General features: G+C 48.7%; 15 protein-coding genes and 1 pseudogene. 8 read left to right on the plus strand and 8 right to left on the minus strand.

Annotated elements, in window-relative coordinates; translation table 11 throughout:
- Window positions 1-208: 208 nt before the first annotated feature.
- Window positions 209-1,309 (plus strand): hypothetical protein, encoded by a 1,101-nt coding sequence (locus tag A8707_RS11720; protein WP_068817156.1) that lies wholly within the window; start codon window positions 209-211, stop codon window positions 1,307-1,309.
- 144 nt (window positions 1,310-1,453) lie between these two features.
- Here A8707_RS11720 and A8707_RS11725 read toward each other — a convergent pair whose 3' ends face one another.
- Window positions 1,454-2,476: a spore photoproduct lyase family protein gene (locus A8707_RS11725; RefSeq protein ID WP_197484740.1), complete on the minus strand. Its 1,023-nt coding sequence runs from the start codon at window positions 2,474-2,476 to the stop codon at window positions 1,454-1,456.
- 581 nt (window positions 2,477-3,057) lie between these two features.
- Here A8707_RS11725 and A8707_RS29050 point away from each other — a divergent pair.
- Window positions 3,058-3,294 (plus strand): excalibur calcium-binding domain-containing protein, encoded by a 237-nt coding sequence (locus tag A8707_RS29050; RefSeq protein ID WP_082906332.1) that lies wholly within the window; start codon window positions 3,058-3,060, stop codon window positions 3,292-3,294.
- Between the two features lie 72 nt (window positions 3,295-3,366).
- On the opposite strand, the gene A8707_RS11730 is transcribed toward A8707_RS29050, so the two are convergent.
- On the minus strand, window positions 3,367-5,586 hold the full coding sequence (locus A8707_RS11730; RefSeq protein WP_068817160.1) for a DEAD/DEAH box helicase: 2,220 nt from the start codon (window positions 5,584-5,586) through the stop codon (window positions 3,367-3,369).
- A 309-nt stretch (window positions 5,587-5,895) separates the two neighbouring features.
- Here A8707_RS11730 and A8707_RS11735 point away from each other — a divergent pair, with 309 nt between their 5' ends.
- The 4 genes and pseudogenes from A8707_RS11735 to A8707_RS30620 form a co-directional block, all read left to right on the plus strand.
- Window positions 5,896-6,264: a hypothetical protein gene (locus tag A8707_RS11735; RefSeq protein ID WP_068817162.1), complete on the plus strand. Its 369-nt coding sequence runs from the start codon at window positions 5,896-5,898 to the stop codon at window positions 6,262-6,264.
- An 82-nt stretch (window positions 6,265-6,346) separates the two neighbouring features.
- On the plus strand, window positions 6,347-7,243 hold the full coding sequence (locus tag A8707_RS11740; protein ID WP_068817163.1) for a DUF874 domain-containing protein: 897 nt from the start codon (window positions 6,347-6,349) through the stop codon (window positions 7,241-7,243).
- Window positions 7,244-7,374: 131 nt separating this feature from the next.
- Entirely contained in the window at window positions 7,375-7,818 is a 444-nt protein-coding gene (locus A8707_RS11745; RefSeq protein WP_082906333.1) for a polyphosphate kinase 2 family protein, read from the plus strand.
- A gap of 22 nt (window positions 7,819-7,840) precedes the next feature.
- A pseudogene (locus A8707_RS30620) lies at window positions 7,841-7,993 on the plus strand (NAD(P)-dependent oxidoreductase); the annotation flags it as partial.
- A 45-nt stretch (window positions 7,994-8,038) separates the two neighbouring features.
- Here the strand turns inward: A8707_RS30620 and A8707_RS11750 are convergent.
- The 5 genes from A8707_RS11750 to A8707_RS11770 form a co-directional block, all read right to left on the minus strand.
- The gene (locus tag A8707_RS11750) at window positions 8,039-8,878 is read right to left on the minus strand and encodes a nitrate ABC transporter ATP-binding protein (RefSeq protein WP_068817165.1); all 840 of its coding nucleotides are present in this window, start codon (window positions 8,876-8,878) and stop codon (window positions 8,039-8,041) included.
- Between the two features lie 45 nt (window positions 8,879-8,923).
- A complete protein-coding gene (locus tag A8707_RS11755) occupies window positions 8,924-10,927 on the minus strand; it encodes an ABC transporter ATP-binding/substrate-binding protein (RefSeq protein ID WP_068817167.1) in 2,004 nt (667 codons plus the stop codon).
- A gap of 45 nt (window positions 10,928-10,972) precedes the next feature.
- Complete coding sequence (gene ntrB, locus A8707_RS11760) at window positions 10,973-11,818, minus strand: nitrate ABC transporter permease (protein ID WP_068817169.1); 846 nt, start codon at window positions 11,816-11,818, stop codon at window positions 10,973-10,975.
- 72 nt (window positions 11,819-11,890) lie between these two features.
- On the minus strand, window positions 11,891-13,243 hold the full coding sequence (locus A8707_RS11765; RefSeq protein WP_068817171.1) for a CmpA/NrtA family ABC transporter substrate-binding protein: 1,353 nt from the start codon (window positions 13,241-13,243) through the stop codon (window positions 11,891-11,893).
- A gap of 760 nt (window positions 13,244-14,003) precedes the next feature.
- Window positions 14,004-14,969, minus strand: coding sequence for an aldo/keto reductase family protein (locus A8707_RS11770; protein ID WP_068817173.1), 966 nt, complete (start codon window positions 14,967-14,969; stop codon window positions 14,004-14,006).
- 163 nt (window positions 14,970-15,132) lie between these two features.
- Here A8707_RS11770 and A8707_RS11775 point away from each other — a divergent pair, with 163 nt between their 5' ends.
- Complete coding sequence (locus tag A8707_RS11775) at window positions 15,133-16,338, plus strand: methyltransferase domain-containing protein (RefSeq protein ID WP_068817175.1); 1,206 nt, start codon at window positions 15,133-15,135, stop codon at window positions 16,336-16,338.
- A gap of 40 nt (window positions 16,339-16,378) precedes the next feature.
- Here A8707_RS11775 and A8707_RS11780 read toward each other — a convergent pair whose 3' ends face one another.
- Window positions 16,379-17,218: a Uma2 family endonuclease gene (locus A8707_RS11780; protein ID WP_068817290.1), complete on the minus strand. Its 840-nt coding sequence runs from the start codon at window positions 17,216-17,218 to the stop codon at window positions 16,379-16,381.
- A 203-nt stretch (window positions 17,219-17,421) separates the two neighbouring features.
- Here A8707_RS11780 and A8707_RS11785 point away from each other — a divergent pair, with 203 nt between their 5' ends.
- Entirely contained in the window at window positions 17,422-19,008 is a 1,587-nt protein-coding gene (locus tag A8707_RS11785) for a B12-binding domain-containing radical SAM protein (protein ID WP_068817177.1), read from the plus strand.
- Window positions 19,009-19,135 lie beyond the last annotated feature (127 nt).

The following is a 19,135-nucleotide window of genomic DNA, read 5'->3' on the forward strand; positions in this document are numbered from 1 at the left end:
TCCCCAGAAAGTTCTGCTTTGAAAAAGACTCTTAGCACGAGGGGTAGAAGAGGAATTGCTTATCTCCCTTTGAATGCCTCTTAATGACTAACTCTATGGGTTTCATCAGGGCTAAGAGCGACTATTACGGACAAATGAAACTACCTTTTCGGGTACTTTAAGCTGAGATAGGGAAATTCTAATGCCAAGATGTGATGGTGATAAATTGATGAACGAATGGGAGCTAGTAGAATCAGCCAAGAGCGGTGAGATGCAGGCACTCTCAGCCTTACTCAATCAGACGTTTGTAGATCGAGCGATCACCGTGAAGGTGAGTCTGCAATCAACCTGTCTGCGAATTTTGCTCGAAGCCGATCAGGTGCCAGACTCTGAAGCCACGATCGCTCTGATTCAAGACAGAATGCAGGATATCAAGAGCGATCGGATTCAATCCGTTCAGGTATTTGGGCGCGTAAATGGAGTCAATCGATCCGTTTGGTCTGAAACACTTACTTTAGAATCTTCTGCATCGTTCACTTCTACGGCGGTTCATCCTCCTCAAACTTCGGGGAGTCGTTCTCGATCGCGGATCAGATCTGTCGACTCAAAAGGCTCAAGCGCATTGCTGACGGGATTCATTTTAGCGATCGCGCTGACGATTATCAGCCCGTTTAGAGTTTTATTCCACGGGTTTCTAATTCTGGTACACGAAATTGGACATGCCGCAACTCACTGGCTGTTTGGTCGTCCTGCAATTCCGACGGTCAATCTCGCCTATGGTGGAGGCGTAACGCTAGTCTTTGACCAATCTATCTTTGTGATTTGTCTCGTTTATTTAGCGATCGCTTTCCTTGCTTACTGCTGTCGTCGCTATCGATTCATTCTAGTGTTACTGGGAATATTCACCAGCATTTATAGTATTTGTCTATCAACATCCATAAATTTAATACTTTCGATATTTATGGGTCACGGCATGGAGTTGGTTGCGATCGCAGTTTGTTTATATTTATCGATCAGCGGATACTTTTGTCGGTCTTCGGGCGATCGCTCCATTTATAGTATGTTGGGATTCTTTACGCTGTTCTCTGACGTTCAGTTTGCCTGGAATCTGGCTCATGATCTCGACTATCGAGAAATGTATGAAGGCGGGATCGGTGGCGTTATCGATAACGATTTTGTGATTTTGGCGCGAGATTATTTCAACGTAGATCTGTCTGTTGTTGCAACCGATTTCTTAATCGGCTGTGTTATTGTTCCGTTGATTGTGCTTTTAGTGTTTTACACTGAGTTCTGGCTGCGTGAGTGGCTAGATCGAATGCTTCTCGCCTAATCCAGCGATAGGTTGCTAATTCTAGATTGCAGTCTGAACCGATCGAGTAAGAAACCAGAAACCGCATCACCCAACCCTGTAGAGACGTTTCGGTGAAACGTCTCCTCATAATTAATCAAGACGCTCCGCCGGAACGTCTCTACATTATGTCCAATACAAAACCTTTGCTTGAGGAAACCGATCGCGAATCTGCCCTTCAAAAAACTGGCGCATCGACTTCATCGTGGTAGAGTCATAGACATATTTGGTGCCACCAAACTTATTGCGCTTAACCACTCGCTTAGACTCATCCATCTCTAGCTTGCTGTTGGGATACCACGACTGCAACACCTCTTTAGACCCTGGCGTAAAGCGATGAGAAATTAGCTCAAACGTCAAATCGCACTCAAAGTCTAATGCCGCGCTAATCGCATCAAAAAGACTGGTGTAGTGCTCTTCCCAATCCTCGATCGGCATAATCGGCGCAATCACTAACCCTACTGGATAGCCGCCTCCACCTTGTGCACGGGGCAACGCCAGCTTCCGCAGTGCCTGAAGTCGATTGGCAACCGATGCCGTGCCTCCTTCGAGGCGATCGCTAATCGGGGCAGCATTCACACTAAATCGACAGCGAGTATGCCCATTGTGCGGCAGATCTAGCAACTCATCTACGCCATCAAACTTCGACACCCAGCGCAGATAGCCATCCTCACGAGTCCCAAAATAGCGAATGCACTCTGCTAAACTGCCCGTCAAATGCTCAATGCCGAGCGGGTCAGTGTAGCAACTCACCTCAAACGAAGTGGGATTACCAGATTTTTCGTAGCTTCCGAGATGCTGCAACGTCTGAGGCAAATTGGCAAACGCCCGAATCACAGGCGGACCAGACAGACTTCCTGCTAGATAACAATATTGACAGTGAGCCGGACACCCCTCAGCCAAGTGAAACTGCCAGTCAGCCGATGGCGGAATCGGACTTAGTTTTAAGCTGCTCGGTGGTGCATTCACTACCGCTAAGGTGCGCTTAGAAATTGCATAGGTTTCGCGCTCAGTCTCGCCGCGCAAACCTGTGAGCCGATTTTTAGGCAACTCTTCGACAGGCAGATTTAAAGCCTTGACTCGCGAAAGAATTTGCTGACCCCAAGGCTCATCTAAAGCTGCGGGGGTAAACAGAACTTGCTCAGGCATCCACAAACGCGCTTTTTGAGTCGCTTGGGGGAAAGAAACGGGGGGAACGATCGAACTTAACAATCTCTCTGCTCCATCTTTGTTCTATCCCTATTATCGCTTTTCTTGCAAAGCTGAATAACCTGTCTATAAGCGGATTTCACGACTTTAAGAGTAGGGTTTTCTCTGCTCTCTAAACGCTGTGAGTCAACCGTCTCCAAACCTGTTTGAGCGCCCAATTGACGAGAATCTTTTCGGCGATCGAGCAATCTCTCTTATCTAGAAGCGGTGCCACCCGTTAAACCTCGTCGATCGTGATTCCATAGCCCAATCACTCTGTTTCATAAGCTTTGTCCCACACCGCTCTAACCGGATCTTTGTCGATCGCTAACTATTCTAGGTATTCTGTATCAGACATAGTTAAATCGATAAGTAGGAGCTAATTGTTCACCAAAGTTTTTTCTCAACTGAATTTGTTATAGGACAGTACATCAGGTAAAGAGGTTGAATTGTGTTGTTTTAAAGAAGAAGAAAAGTACCTGTTGTCCTCCTCGGAGAGTACGCTATATTTTTGATACTCCCCCTATGGATTTGACGACCGAATGAAATCGCTTGCTGTAACCTGCGGTTTGACCGCGCTGATATTGTCACCCTTTCTGCTAACTACACTGTCTTCTACGGCGAAGAATTGCGATCCTGCTTATCCCAGTGTTTGCATTCCTTCCCCGCCGCCTGACCTGGACTGCAAAGACATTCCCTATCGCAATTTTAGAGTGTTGGCTCCCGACCCGCATCGGTTCGATCGTGACAAAGACGGCATCGGCTGCGAGAAAAAATAACGTAGAGACGTTTCGGTGGAACGTCTCCAAGACATCGGGTAAACGTATGATTCAGTTGCATTCATTCAAACATTACCAGCGTTGAATAATTTTCCCTAATTCCTGAAGACTCAAATAATCAACAATAAAGCTTCTTCGGAGCAAATCAGTCGGAATAAATTCGTCATATTTTTGCAGTTTGGGGACTTCATCCGGGTCAAGCAATTCATCAGTATTGATAGTTTTGCTATCTAGCGGCGACTCACTCCAAGCCGCCCCAAACGATCGCAGTTCAGACTCCAGACTTTCTAGCTTGCACTTACCCAATCTGACGATGATGAAATAGGGCGATCGGGTTTTAATGCTTTTCAGCCCCAACGCCCCTTTGCAGTAGAACCTCAAAAAGCGTTCTAACGTGCGAAACGCCGTGGTTCCTGCCCAGGGAAAAATGCAGCAAAGCTCTTCATCTAACCGCACGATCGGATGACTCAACAATCCGCTATTGTGTGCCATCTCACGGGCAAGCTGCAGTCGTTTTTGTGCGCCCTCTTGCAGATAAGAATAGTGCGTAGTTTCTAAAAGAATTTGCCGCATTCGTTGCAGCACCCGCGTATGAATCTCTCCTGCACTGCCTCGCCAAGAACTAGAAGTTGCTGCCTTTTGGCTGGCTTGCACCGCAATCACTTTTTTCTTCGAGTCTACTTCCAGCACTTCCCATACCCGCCCCGCAAGCGAGATCAGATCACCCTCACTCGGCGGCACCACAATGCTCCCGATCGCCTTACTATCCCGCTTAACGACATAATCCTCAGCATCCGGGAAGATCGCGTAAAACTTGAAATTTCGAGCAATCTTTTCTCCTTGCAGTCCAATAATCAGTCCGCCTTCGGGTGTTTTCTCAATCTGATCAATCTCGATTAAATGTCGCAATAGCTGCCGAAAATCGGGTTGTGAAATAGCTTGAAAAGGCGGGAGCGTCAGCACCTGTTCAGCCAGCGCTGAGGGTGAAAGCTCTCCTTGCGATGCCAACACACTCATTGTTTGGTGATAGAGCAAACTGAACGGATAGCGCAGCGATCGAGTCGGCTCAATCCATTTTTCTTCGAGATAAAGCTGAATCACGGCGATGCACTGCAAAAGCTGCCAGGGCACCTGTTCGGGCAACGATTCCTCACCCGTGGGTCGCTCTTCTGCACAGATGAATCTCATCTCAGCCGCGCCGCCTCGTCTGCCCGATCGCCCTAATCGCTGCAAAAAGCTCGCGACCGATGCAGGCGCTTCAAGCTGAATGACCCGATCGAGTTGTCCTAAATCAATGCCCATCTCAAAAGTCACAGTCGCAGCAGTCACGGCGGGCGTATCTGGTTTTCGCATCGCGGTTTCTGCGGTTTCTCGCAGGGAGGCTGAGATGCTGCCGTGATGAACGTGATAGATATCCGGAAATCCTTTAGCGTGGGCAATATCTCGCAGAGCGGCGATCGCGTCTTCAGTCGCGGTGCGTCCGTTAGCAAAGATCAGGCATTTGCGCCCCTGACTTTGATTGAACAGATGCAAATGATAAGGGTTAAACGCTGAATCCTTGGTTTCCCCGATCGCTCTCACAACCAATCCCGGATCGTAGAAATGCTCTAACGAAAGCTGAATCGTTCGCTGTCCGTCGTCAATTTTTGGGGTGCTGACCGAGCGAGATGTGCCCGATCGCAGCCACTCTTCAGCCAAACCATAATCTCCTAATGTGGCTGACAATCCGATTCGGCGCGGCTGATTGTGGGTGAGTTTGGCAAGACGAGACAACTGACAGAGAATCTGAGCGCCCCGATCGCTGCCAATAAAGGCGTGAATCTCGTCAATCACGACAAACCGCAGATCACCAAAGACACGATCGAGATCAGCCCGTTTGTTAATCAGCAGGCTTTCTAATGACTCTGGTGTGATTTGCAAAATGCCACGCGGATGGGTGAATAGCTTCTTCTTACAGCTTTGGGCGACATCTCCATGCCACGCCCACACGGGAATCTCAGCGTGTTTTAAGAGATCATTTAAGCGATCGAACTGGTCGTTAATCAACGCCTTAATCGGACTGATGTACACGGCTCCGATCGACTCAGGAGGATTTTCATGCAGCAGGGTCAATATGGGCAGAAATGCGGCTTCTGTCTTGCCAGATGCCGTTCCGGCTGCAATGAGTAGATGGTCATCTGTCTCAAATACAACGCGACAGGCTTCGACTTGAGCGTGTCTCAGATCAGTCCAGCCATTGCTATAAATATAGTCTTGAATAAACGGAGCAAGACGCTGATAAGAACTCTGCATAAATAGCAATCATTCAATAGATAGAATCAGTCAACACTCTGGACAGTTTTTGACAAGAAAGCGACCCATCTATTAGGGTGCAAATAATCATAAACGCGCCAAATAGATAGCTATATCAGCCCTTTGTGATTACGGTGCTATTGCTGCCTAAAACTAGCCAAAGTATTGCACAAGACAATTAGTGCGTATGATAGCAATGAAACTGAATAACCTCCTGAAAATCAATTTTGCTCTGCTGTAAGTGACCCCGATCGAACGTCTCAGTTCTCTTGAGCATAATAGAGATCGCTGTTGTATCTCCTATTTCCCATGAACCACCATTCACTTCCCTCTGATGACTTACCCCCTCTCAAGCTAGAAGAAACAGACAGCAGCCTGATCCGCCAGCTCGAAGAAGCACTCAGTCGATATTTCTATGAATCTTGTGATGGAGTCACTCAAGCGCTGCTGACCAACTGTGAATGGTATTTCACCACGATTTCAACCGTTCCAACGCTCGTGATCAATGGTGCTGACAGTGCGATGAATCAGCGTGTTTTTAATCATATTGTGGCGATCGCGACTGCGTTATCAGAGTTTTCTATTAGCGCCAAAGTTGTGATCGGCTCAACGATCGGACAGGAAGCCTTTGTTGAAATCCGAGTGGATGAAATTTCTGCTTATCAAGACCCTCTTTGAGATTGGTGCCTAGAAAGAGTGAGCTAAACTCTAAATAGCTCAAAGACGCTGCAACGACGGGTCTGTGATTAGGGGTCAACCTATGGTTCTGCAAATTCCTTCTGTTAAAAAAGAGCCGATCGTCACTTGGGAAGCTCTGCCACTCGACTTTGTGTTACCAGATGACCCTGTGGAAAATATTCAACAACCGCCCCTCGCTGCCGCCCTGACCGATGCGCTAGGAGCCAACAGGCACATCCAGCCCGAAATGCTGATTGGCTCAAACTTTGGGTTGGTCGCCACGATGAACAAAAAGACAGTAGTCAAAGCCCCAGACTGGTTTTATGTGCCCCAAGTGCATCCGATCGCGGAAGGCACCATTCGACGCAGCTACACTCCTAACTTAGAGGGTGCGCCTGTTGCGATCGCAATGGAGTTTCTCTCACAAGAAGAGGGCGGCGAGTTGTCGGTACGATCGACTCCTCCTTATGGCAAGCTCTATTTTTATGAGCAAATTTTGCAAGTGCCGACCTACGTCACCTACGATCCTTATGAACCTAGTCTCGAAGTCCGGTGCCTGTCGCAAAACAGACGCTATGTCATGCAAGAAGCGGATGCTCAGAAACGGGTGTGGATTCCTGAGTTAAATCTGTTTTTAGGAATCTGGGCAGGAGAGCGTCTCAAACAAACCGCAAACTGGCTGCGCTGGTGGGATGCATCTGGCAATCTGCTGCTTTGGAGTTCAGAACAGGTAGACCAAGAACGCCAAAGAGCCGATGAAGAGCGCCAAAGAGCCGATGAAGAACGTCTACGAGCTGATGAAGAACGCCAACGAGCCGATGAAGAACGCCAACGAGCAACCGAGGCGCGTCAACGGGCAGACGAAGAACATCAACGGGCAGATGAAGAACGCCAACGAGCAGACCAGGAACGTCAACGGGCAGAGGTCCTAGCGGCTGAGTTACGCAGGCTGGGGATTGACCCCGATCGCCTAACTTAGAAAGCAACATAGCAAACGGATGCAGACACACTTACGAATCAAGGCACAACCTCTATAAAGATAGGTGTTCTCTCATAGATAACCTTTGACTCTCATATTCTCTGAGAGTCTAGTAGGGCGTTGGTATTGTTATGAACCACGATTCGTTCATCGTTCTGCCTAGCTCAAAAACTTCGTCAAGCAAAGATTATGACCCCGAATATGGTGGGAAGTATCAAAAAAAAGAAGACATCGCTGACAAATTGCAGCGTGACGTTGAACGGTTATCGACTTATCGAGACATTCTCTATGCCAACAATCGCTATGCAGCGCTGCTCATTTTTCAGGCACTCGATGCCGTTGGGAAAGACAGCACAATGAAGCACGTCACGTCGGGCATTAACCCGCGGGGCTGTCGGGTTCTTAGCTTTAAAGCGCCCTCAGACGAAGAACTGGATCACGATTGTTTATGGCGCTCGTGTCGAGCACTGCCCGAACGGGGTCGCATCGGCATCTTCAATCGCTCCTACTATGAAGAGGTGCTAGTGGAACGGGCAGAATCGGGCAAAGGGATTTGGGTGTCGTCTTCTCGCTGATGATGTCAGTCGCAATCCTGTTTGTGAAGAACTTGGCGTAACCTATGTTGAGTTGTCCAAGTTATTCAGTGAGTCCGATCTGATCACGCTTCACTGTCCGCTTACGCCTCAGACGCACCATCTGGTGAAGCCGACTCGATCGCCCCAAACCCATAAAAAAAGCGCTACTGACTGACCCAATCAACAGCGCCATCGCGAACCCACTTACTGCAAAAGACGACTATTCGGTGTCGTCGTGGGCAAATCGGTTATAGAGGAAATCTAACGCGTAGTTCCGCAACTGATAATATTCGGGGGCTTCCATGATTCGCGCTCGATCGCGGGGGCGACGAAACGGAATGTCTAACACTTCACCAATGTCAGCGGCAGGTCCATTGGTCATCATCACCAGGCGATCGGCGAGAAACAACGCCTCGTCAATATCGTGGGTAATCATCAACACGGTGCAGCGATGATCATTCCAGATTTTGAGCAGTTCTTCTTGCAGTTCTTCTTTGGTGATTGCATCGAGTGCACCAAACGGTTCATCTAAGATCAGCACTTCAGGGCGGATGGCTAACGCACGAGCGATCGCGACTCGCTGCTTCATACCACCCGAAATCTGTGGAGGCTTTTTCTCCATTGAGTCTGCCAAACCAACCATCGCCAGGTGTTCTTTAACGATGCGCGTTTTCTCAGCTTTAGACTTTTGGGGATAGACCGAGTTCACGCCCAAATAGACATTCTCAAAGACACTCAGCCAGGGCAGCAGAGCATATCCTTGAAAAACCACCATGCGATCGGGACCTGGTTTGACGATCGGTTTACCTTGCAGCCGCACTTCACCGTCGGTCGGGTGAGAAAACCCACTGACCATATTCAGCAGCGTCGATTTGCCGCAGCCAGAGTGACCAATGACGCAAATAAATTCGCCCTGATTAACAGTGAGGTTAACGTCTTTGAGAACGGTGTAGCCGTCGCCATCTTTGGTGGGGTAGACCTTAGAGACGCGATCGACGACCAGAAAGGGAACCTGATTGACGGAATCAGAAACCTGTAAATCTTGGGTTACTGTAGTCATTAGCGTTTGTGTTGCGGTTAGCGTTTGCAGGGACGGAAAAAGAGATTAAGCCGTTCGTGCGAGAGGTTTCTCGATCGCGACTTCTGCCATGTAGATGTCGTGTTTAATTTTGAGGCTGTTGAGATATGCGATCGGGTCATCGGCACTAAAGTTGACCCCATCAAATAATTGAATCGCGCCCCGGCTGTAGGTGAGATCTGACAGCCCTAGCTCTCGTGCAGCAATGCTGAACACATTGACTTTGCTAACTCGCTCTAAAATCTCGACCCAGTTGCGTGGAAACGGAATGTCACCCCAACGCGCCATCTGCGTCATCATCCACAAATGCTCAGTGCGACTCGGACGATTAACTCCGTGCCCATAAAACTGATGGTGAGCATATTCTTTAGGCGACGGACGCAGATCGCACACCCGATTGTTGGGGTCGCCGAGTTGAATGAACTCTAACTCAGAGCTTAAGTATTCGCCGCGTGAAAGAATCTCGCGAATCTCTTCATGATTGGCTTCATCGGTGCAATAGCGACACGCTTCTAACAGCGCTTTCACAAGCGCTACATGAGTATTAGGATAGGCGTTTGCCCAATCTTCTCGCACTCCCAAAACCTTACCGGGATGACCATTCCAGATTTCTAAATCAGTGGCGATCGTATAACCAATTCCCTCAACTGCTGCGCGAATGTTCCACGGTTCGCCGACACAATAGCCATCAATGCTGCCTGCTTTTAGGTTGGCGACCATTTGAGCGGGAGGCAGCGTTGTGATCGAGATATCACGATCAGGATCGATTCCGCCTGCTGCCAGCCAGTAGCGCAGCAATAAATTATGCATTGAGGCAGGATGCACTACGCCGAAGATGTGCTGTTTATCAGCCGTTTCTAACAGCATTCGCTTTAGATCATTCAGCGTGTGCACGCCCTGATCATAAAAGCGTTTATCGAGAGTGATCGCGTTGCCGTTGCGGGTGAGGGTGAGAGCACTGACGATCGGAATCGACTTACCGTCCATGCCACCGACCGTCATCCAAACGGGCATCCCAGAAGGCATCTGAGCCGCATCGAGATAGCCGCCTACAATGCCATCCTGAATGCCGCGCCAGCTTGATTCGCGCACTAGATGCACGTCGTCTAAGCCGTGGTGGGCAAAAAACCCTTTTTCTTTGGCGATCGCCAACGGCGCACAGGCGACCAGAGGAACAAAGCCAATCTCTAGATTGATTTTCTCTAACCCATGACGCGCCACAGCAGCCGTCTTTCTGGCACGAAGTTTTTTGATTTGCTTCTGCTGATTGAGAAAGTAAATAATCTCGCTGCGATAGCTGTAGTAGTTGGGGTGACTAATCACCTCCATCCGCTTGCGAGGTCGAGGAATGTCAATGTCTAAAATCTGACCGATTTTAGACTCGGGTCCATTGGTGAGCATGACAACTCGATCGGACAGCAAAATCGCCTCATCGACATCGTGCGTCACCATCACAGTCGTGACGTGATTTTCTTCGCAGATCTCCATCAGCTTTTCTTGCAGGTTGCCGCGAGTCAGGGCATCGAGCGCGCCAAACGGCTCATCCAGCAGCAGCAGCTTAGGTTTAATGGCGAAGGCACGGGCGATCGCGACGCGCTGTTTCATGCCGCCAGAGAGCTGGTCAGGGGGCTTGTCTGCTGCGTGGCGCAGCCCCACCATATCGATGTGGTGCTCAACAATTTCACTGCGTTCGGCAGCAGGCAGATGTCCTAAAACATTCTTCACAGCCAGCTCGATATTTTGGCGAACGCTCATCCACGGCAGCAGCGAATAATTTTGAAACACGACCATGCGATCGGGTCCCGGCTTGAGCACTTCTTCGTTTTCTAGCATGACCACCCCATCGGTGGGCAAGTCTAGCCCAGCAATCATGTTGAGCAAAGTCGATTTACCGCAACCAGAGTGACCAATGAGAGAAATAAATTCGCCTTTTTCGATGTTTAGGTCAATCCCTTTGAGCGCGATATAGGTATCGCCATTGGTGAGGGGAAAGACTTTTTCAACGTTTTCAACGGTAACAAAATGAGTCATGGCAAGGTTAGATAGGGGAGTGGATGAATGATGATGTCTGAATCATTAGCGTTGACTGCTAGGCAGAATGAGCGTTTGAAGGCGCTCCATCATTTTGTCGAGCAGCCAGCCCACCAAACCGATATAAACCAGTGCCAGAATGATTTCGCTAATTTGGCTGTTTTGGTAAGCGTTCCAGATAAAGAAGCCAATGCCAACGATGCCAGACATCACGATTTCTGCGGCGATAATTGCTAACCAGGCAAGACCGATCGAGATCCGCAATCCGGTAAAGATATAGGGCAGTGCAGCCGGAAAGAGAATCTTAAAGAAATACTCTGACTTAGGAAGCTGCAGCACTTTGGCAACGTTGTTGTAATCGCTAGGAATCTGCTGAACGCCAACAGCCGTGTTAATGAGAATGGGCCAAATCGCCGTGATGAAGATAACAAATAGGGCAGCAGGTTGGTTTTGTTGCAGAGCAGCAAGGGCGATCGGAACCCAAGCTAAAGGTGGAACCGTTCGGAGAATTTGAAAAATTGGGTCAAGGGATTTAGACACTCGCTTGTTCATGCCGACGAGAATGCCAAGACTAATGCCGACGACCGCAGCGAGAGAATACCCAATCGCGACTCGTTGCAGACTTGACATGACTTGCCAAAACAGCCCTTTGTCGGTGCCGCCTCGATCATAGAAGGGATAAGCGATCAGAGGCATCCAAGTTTCTTGCACGACTCGCACCGGAGTGGGTAGCGTGGTCAATCCTGGAATGGAAGCCAGGAGTTGCCAGATAGCAAGCAAAATAAGCAGTGCAATTAACGGCGAGGCAATGTCATCTAAGCGCTCCATTAACTTTGAGTTAGTGGGCTTGCGAAGAGACGTGGTTGGGTTGCGTTTTTGAACGAGGGTCATAGCAAGGCTCCTAAGTTCGGGTTCGAGAGATGAGGAAATGGGTTCGTAAGCGTGAGGTTTTTAGACAGGATTTTACACTTTCTTAATCTTCAAGCTGTCTAAATAAGCTTGAGGTTTTTCTGGATCAAATTTGATGCCGTCAAAGAATTCTTCAACGCCACGAGATGTGCTTGTAGGAATATCGGCTGCTGCAATTCCTAGTTCTTGAGCCGCCTGTTTCCAGATATCTTCGCGGTTGACTTGATCAATTAGCGTTTTGGCATTGGCTAGTGTTTCTTTGGGTAAAAAGCCCCAGCGAACGCTTTCGGTCAAGAACCAGAGATCGTGGCTCTTGTAGGGATAAGACACACTGCCCTTGCTGTCCTTCCAATAGAGAACTGCCATTGACTTGTCATCGATCGTCCGTTCGCCCAGATTGTATTTGCCCATCAGTGGGTCTAACAAAACGTTCTCTGGCACGTTGAAATATTCTCGTTTTGCCAGAATTGTGGCAAGCTCTGCACGATTATCAAAGTTGTCACACCACTGTTGTGCTTCCATGAGTCCTTTGAGAATCGCTCGGGTTGCTTTCGGGTGTTTATCAACCCAATCCTTTCGTATTGCCAGATATTCTTCGGGGTGCGCCTTCCACATTTCTGCGGTCAAGGCGGCGATGAACCCTGTTTTGTCTGCCACAATGCGATTAGGCCATGGATCTCCGGTGCTAAAGGCATCCATTGCGCCGCGCTTCATATCTGCAACGGTCTGTGAGGCAGGCACTGTGAGCAATTCCACTTCTGCATCGGGGTCGATTCCGCCTGCGGCGAGCCAATAGCGAATCCAAAAATCTTGATTTGCTTTAGGAAAAGTGTAAGCGGCTTTGAACCGAGCGCCACCTGACTTCAGGTTGTTGAAAAAGGCAACTTGCTCATTGAGTTTTAGTCCGATGTTTTTCCCAGCATGTTTGTTGGAGATCGCAATTCCGTTTCCTTGCGTGTTTAGCTGCGCCAAAACATACATTGGCACTTTTGTATTGTCAGTAATCAACCCTTCTGTAATTAGATAAGGCATCGGCATTTGCCACTGTCCGCCATCAATGCCGCCACCCGCGGAGCCAATTTTGACGTTATCTCTCGCAGCGCCCCAGTTTGCCTGCTTATCAATTTTCATATCGACCATGCCATATTTGGCAAAAAAGCCTTTCTCTTTTGCGACAATCATAGGAGCCGCTTCGACGATCGGGATATAGCCCAGTTTTGCCGTTGTCACCTCTGGCTCTTCACCCGGCTTTACGCTCGCGACGGGATTGGCACCCGGAGAAGAGGTTGAGCCAGTTCCCGCTTCAGGCGGATTCCCTGTGCAGCCTTTAAGAAGAATAGAGCCTGCTGCCGTTGCGCTTGCTGCTAACAGAAACTTGCGCCGAGATAAGGGTGAAAACTCCGTCATGATTCTTTCCTTTTGATAGTGCGATCGTGTCCCTGGTGAGTGTGTATCACAGGGTAAAAAAAGCCGAGCAACAATTTTCGAGAGATGAATCTCGTCAAAAATTGAGTCGGAAATTGGGGTTAAGAAATACCGTTCAAATTGATGAATCAATGACTTCAATCATCATTGATTAAAAGCAATGATTAGCATTGACAGTGCCAATCAGTTCATTGCCTATTATTTAATTAACTGAACGCTTGAAACAAGATTACTGTTCAACTGTCTGAAAGTAAAGAGAAATTCTATGGACGATCAAAGAATTACTCGATAGAATCTATAAGTAAACCTTTAGTTATCGTGCAACCCCTTGCCGGGAGAACATTCTAGGAATTAAAGAATTGATATTTCTAGCCGATTATCGTTACACTTCTAAACTTGTTTAATTAAGATTTTAGCGGTCGATAGATAGATATAGATGTATACAAGTTGATATTAGTAATGGTCAAAACAGGCACCAGTCCGGACAGTTTTAAATCGCCAACGGTAGAATGCGGGTCTGAGCCTCCTCGGCGAGGTCAGATGCTGACGGTAGAATGCGAGTCTCAGCCTCTGCCTCGAAAATTGTCCGGACTATTGAACAGGGATTGTTTAATGAATAGAGAGAAGTCAATACCAATGATTTGAAAGGCAGCAACGAGTGCTTAAAGTGGTCAGGAGATGCCTGAGAAGCCACTTATTTTACTTCTCAGACATTTCCTAAATTCAACGCTAATGCTTGAATTCAATCATTGCTAGAACTGCCAAACAGATCCTCGATCGCACTCAAGGTTTCTGGCGACAGCTTCCGACCTGATGCTTTCACGTTCTCTTCTACCTGAGACGCTTTGGTTGCCCCAATAATCACACTACTCAGAGCTTCGTTTCGCAAACACCAAGCCAAGGCTAATTGACTCATCGTTAAGCCTTCTCGCTCTGCCAAAGGCACCAATTTCTGAACTCTGACGAGCAAATCTTGATCCAACTGTCCTTTATTCATAAATGTGTTTTGTTTGGGATCGCCCGCACGAGATCCTTCAGGAAGCGCCTCACCGGGTTTATATTTGCCCGTGAGAATGCCTTGAGCCAGGGGCGAAAAATTGATAATGCCAATGCCTTCACGATGACAAAGGGGCATAATTTCTGCCTCAATGTCCCGTTTGATCATGCTGTATTGAGGCTGATTGGAGGCGATCGGACTCAGCCCCGCCAATCGCACCAGATCTGCCGCATGAGCAATCTGCCCCGCGCTCCATTCTGATACGCCGTAGTAGAGGATTTTGCCCTGCTGCACGAGATGATCAAACGCGATTAACGTCTCAGACAATGGCACACTCGGATCGTAGCGATGCGCCTGATAGAGATCGAGGTAGTCCACATTCAGACGCTTAAGACTGGCGTTGCACTGTTCAACGATGTGCTTGCGCGAGAGTCCTCGATCGTTGGCTCCCTTCCCCATCGGAAAATAAACCTTTGTCGCCAACACATACGACTCACGCGGATATTGCCCTAAGACAGTGCCGACCACTTTCTCAGTAGCTCCTCTGGCATAAACGTTGGCAGTGTCAAAGAAATTGATGCCCAAATCGTAGGCTTTTTCAATGCAGTCACGGGCGATCGCTTCGTCTTTTGCCGCGCCATACGTCAACCATGACCCTAAACAAACTTCCGAAACGCGAACTCCCTGTTTTCCTAAGTGCCGATATTCCACTTGATTTCTCCTAAATAATCCCTGCTTAGAGTTGCATCCTATGTAATTGATAGAAAGAATTACCCTCGCGGAGGGCTGAGTTTCAGACTTTCTTCAAAAACGGCTCATCGCTGCAAAGCTAGAAGCGCTTAGACTAAATCCAAGAGAGTAACCCAACTGAACCATGACTGACATTGCAACTGATTCGCTGACTCCAACACCCGCGACCTACGATATCGAACAGGCGGTCTTACAACGCTATGGAGAGGGGGCGCGTCAACCTCAAGCCGAACTGTGTTGTCCAACCGATGGCTATGACAGCCGTTATCTAGACTCACTGCCGCCAGAAATCATTGAAAAAGACTATGGCTGTGGCGATCCAACTCGCTATGTGGGGTCGGGTGAAACGGTGGTTGATTTGGGTTCAGGTGCCGGAAAAAACTGCTATATCTTGGCGCAGAAAGTTGGTGCCGCAGGACGCATTATCGGTGTCGATTTCAACGATGAAATGCTGAACCTGTCGCGCAAATATCTGGATCAGATGGGCGATCGGTTTGGCTATCGCAACGTCGAGTTTGTGAAGGGCAAAATTCAAGATTTGGCGTTGAATCTGGATCTCGCTCAACAGTGGTTAGATCAGACTCCGATCGCCTCGATCGCGCAACTCGCCAGCTTTGAAACTGAGTGCGATCGCTTACGTCAAGAACAGTCTCTAATCGCATCAGATAGCGTTGATGTAGTGATTTCTAACTGCGTGTTAAATCTGGTGCGCCCTCAAGACAAAGAGCAACTCTTTCGAGAAATCTTTCGCGTCTTAAAACGCGGCGGACGGGCAGTCATCTCCGATATCGTCTGTGATGAAGACCCAACTCCCACGATTCTCAACGACCCCGACCTGTGGAGCGGCTGCATCGCAGGTGCTTTTAGAGAAGACGAATTTCTTGAAATGTTTGAACGAGCCGGATTCCACGGTATTGAGATTTTGAGCCGACAGGCAGAACCGTGGCAGGTGATTGACGGCATTGAGTTTCGATCGCTGACCGTCCGTGCCTTTAAAGGCAAACAGGGCGACTGCTGGGAGCGCAACCAAGCCGTAATCTACAAAGGTCCGTGGCGCGCTGTGCAAGACGATGACGGTCACACTCTCTATCGAGGAGAACGGATGGCAGTCTGCGATAAAACCTTTCGTCTCTACACCGATCCGAGTAGCCCTTATCAAAGCGATTTAATTCCAGTGTCGCCTCACAGTGAGATTCCTTTAGAGTCTGCACAGCCCTTCAACTGCTCGCGAGATGCCGTCCGCGATCCGCGTGAAACCAAAGGTTTAGACTATCGAGCCACCGTTAAAAGTGAGGCAAGTTCTTCGTGCAGCACCGATAGTTGTTGCTAGACGATCGTTCCCTGAGGCAACGGCACTATTTGAGTTCTGCTTAAACAGTGCCGATGTTTTGCAGCCGTTCTTCAGAGAATCCAGTGAGTTGGGCAACCTGCTCGATCGACATCCCAGACTGCAATAAATTGAGGGCAGTTTGACGCAACTGAGCCTCGGCTTGCTCGACTCGTTCGGCATCTGTGAGCAGCCAGTTAGCCTGTGCGTCATACCAGCGCAACCACGATCGAGTGATGCCGTCAAACTCGCCATGCCAGAGTCCTAATCCTAGTTTCAGCCCATTGAACCAAAATCGAGGACGATCGGGGTCAATCGGTTGTTCTTGATAGTCACTACCCACCAGTTGAAACACTCTCATCTGATTGGTGTAGCGACTAAACACCACATAGTAAGGAACTCGCAGAATTTTCTCGTAGACATCCCACTTTCGAGGCGGCGTTTCTGCTGCGGGTGATTCGGATTCTGAGGCGGACGGCAATTCAGCGTTTTGTCCCAGGTCTTCTTTTTCGGTTCCAGGCGAGAGTAGTTCTACCACTACAAATGGACTGGTTCCTTCTTGCCAAATCACATAGCTCGATCGCAGGTCAATGCCTTCATACAGCCGCGACACGCCGAGCGCCAAAAACCAATCTGGGCGCTTGTGCCATAGAGGATGGTGAACGTCGTAATAGAGATTGAGATCTGAGCCAGTAAAGACTCGATCGCGACTGTAATCAACTAACCGGAGTGTCGCGCTTAAAAGCTGAGGTTGCAGATCGTGAAATTCGTCAGGCAAGCCGGGTTCCTCCGGATCTTCGCTAGGCAGATCATACATGGTCGGCAGAGTCAGCTTAGGCGAAAGCGGAGGATTGGTATGGGGGAATGTAAAAGGCTTGTGCATAGTGAAAATAGAGTCTTTGTCTTCTAGATTGAGGGTCAGCACGACTCAAGCCACTAAATCAGTGTTGAAATTTAAGACATTAAAACGCTCAAAACAGATTTCGAGGCGATGATAGGGTGTTTCCCCTTCATAGAGCAGAGTGTTATTCTCTTGATTGCACTCGCTCACATTCTTTGTTTAACCCACATCAGGTCTAGAACATTATGCGCGCACTCCTACTCTATCCCCGCTTTCCTAAAACGATCGAGTCCTATGAGAAGGTTTTGAAGCTAATCAATCGCAAAGCTTCGATGCCTCCATTAGGGCTGGTCACGGTCGCCGCTATTTTGCCCCAAACCTGGGAATTTAAGCTCGTGGACCACAACGTGCGGGAAGTCACCGAGGCAGAGTGGGATTGGGCAGAAGTCATAATCATGTCGGCGATGATTGTGCAAAAGCCAGATTTGCTAGCACTGATTAAAGAAGCCAAACAACGGGGCAAATCGGTTGCTGTGGGCGGACCGTATCCAACTTCGATTCCTCAAGATTCGTCAGGGGCGGGGGCAGATTATCTAATTTTGGATGAAGGAGAAGTCACGCTGCCTCTATTTGTGAACGCGATCGAGCGAGGTGAATCTCAAGGCGTGTTTCGATCGGAGGGTGAGCGCCCCGACGTAACGCATACGCCCGTCCCGCGCTATGACCTGCTAGATCTGGATGCCTACAATGCAATGTGCGTACAGTTTTCGCGGGGTTGCCCCTTTCAGTGCGAGTTTTGCGACATTATTGTCCTCTACGGACGCAAACCGCGCACCAAGACTCCGCAGCAGCTTTTGGCAGAGCTTGAATGTCTCTATCAGTTGGGCTGGCGACGATCGATCTTTATGGTCGATGACAACTTTATTGGCAACAAGCGCAACGTCAAGCTAATGCTGCAAGAACTCCAGGGTTGGATGGCAGAGCGGCAATATCCCTTCACGTTTCTGACCGAAGCCTCGGTCGATTTGGCGCAAGACACCGAGTTGATGGACTCAATGGTGGCGTGCAACTTTAAAGCGGTCTTTTTGGGCATCGAAACGCCTGACGAGGAGAGTTTGAAACTCACCAAAAAGTTTCAGAACATGCGAAGTTCTCTCGTCGATGCAGTGCGCGATATCAATTGCACAGGGTTGAGAGTCACCGCCGGATTTATCATCGGATTCGATGGCGAGAAAAAAGGAGCGGGCGATCGGATTATCGAATTTGTTGAGCAAACTGCGATTCCGACGACGACGTTTGGCATTCTTCAGGCGCTTCCTGACACGGCACTGTGGCATCGGCTGAAAAAAGAAGGACGACTGCTCGAAATCTTGGGCGATGGCAGTCAAACGATGCTGATGAATTTTATTCCGACTCGCCCCGTTGAGGAGATTGCTGAGGAATATCTTCGAGCATTTTGCACCTTATATGAGCCGAAATGTTATCTCGATCGCGTCTATCGATCGTTCCGTCAAATGACTGCGCCGCCGCGATTAGCTCCGAACAAGTTTCCGGGTTTAATCGAGTTGAAAGCCTTGGCTTATATCGTTTGGCAGCAGGGCATTAAGCGCAACACACGGTTCATGTTTTGGCATCACCTGTTCAGCATTCTCAAGCACAATCCAACTGTGTGGGATCAATATCTAACCGTATGTGCTTACGCAGAGCACTTTGTCGAATTTCGCGATCTGGTACGTGAACAAATGGATGCTCAACTCACCAAATTTAAAGTAGAGGAAACGAGAAGAGACTTAGAGAAAAAAGACCTGGAGAACGCGTTGATATCGAAGTGATCCTCTAAACCGAATTGATTCGTGAATGCGATCGACAATAGATTTACCAACCCCGTAGAGACGTTCCGGTGGAACGTCTCACCGCTTTCACAATAACCCACAATCGACTGTTGCATCCAGAGAACTG

The organism is Phormidesmis priestleyi BC1401 (assembly GCF_001650195.1).
Lineage (GTDB): Bacteria > Cyanobacteriota > Cyanobacteriia > Leptolyngbyales > Leptolyngbyaceae > Phormidesmis_A > Phormidesmis_A priestleyi_B.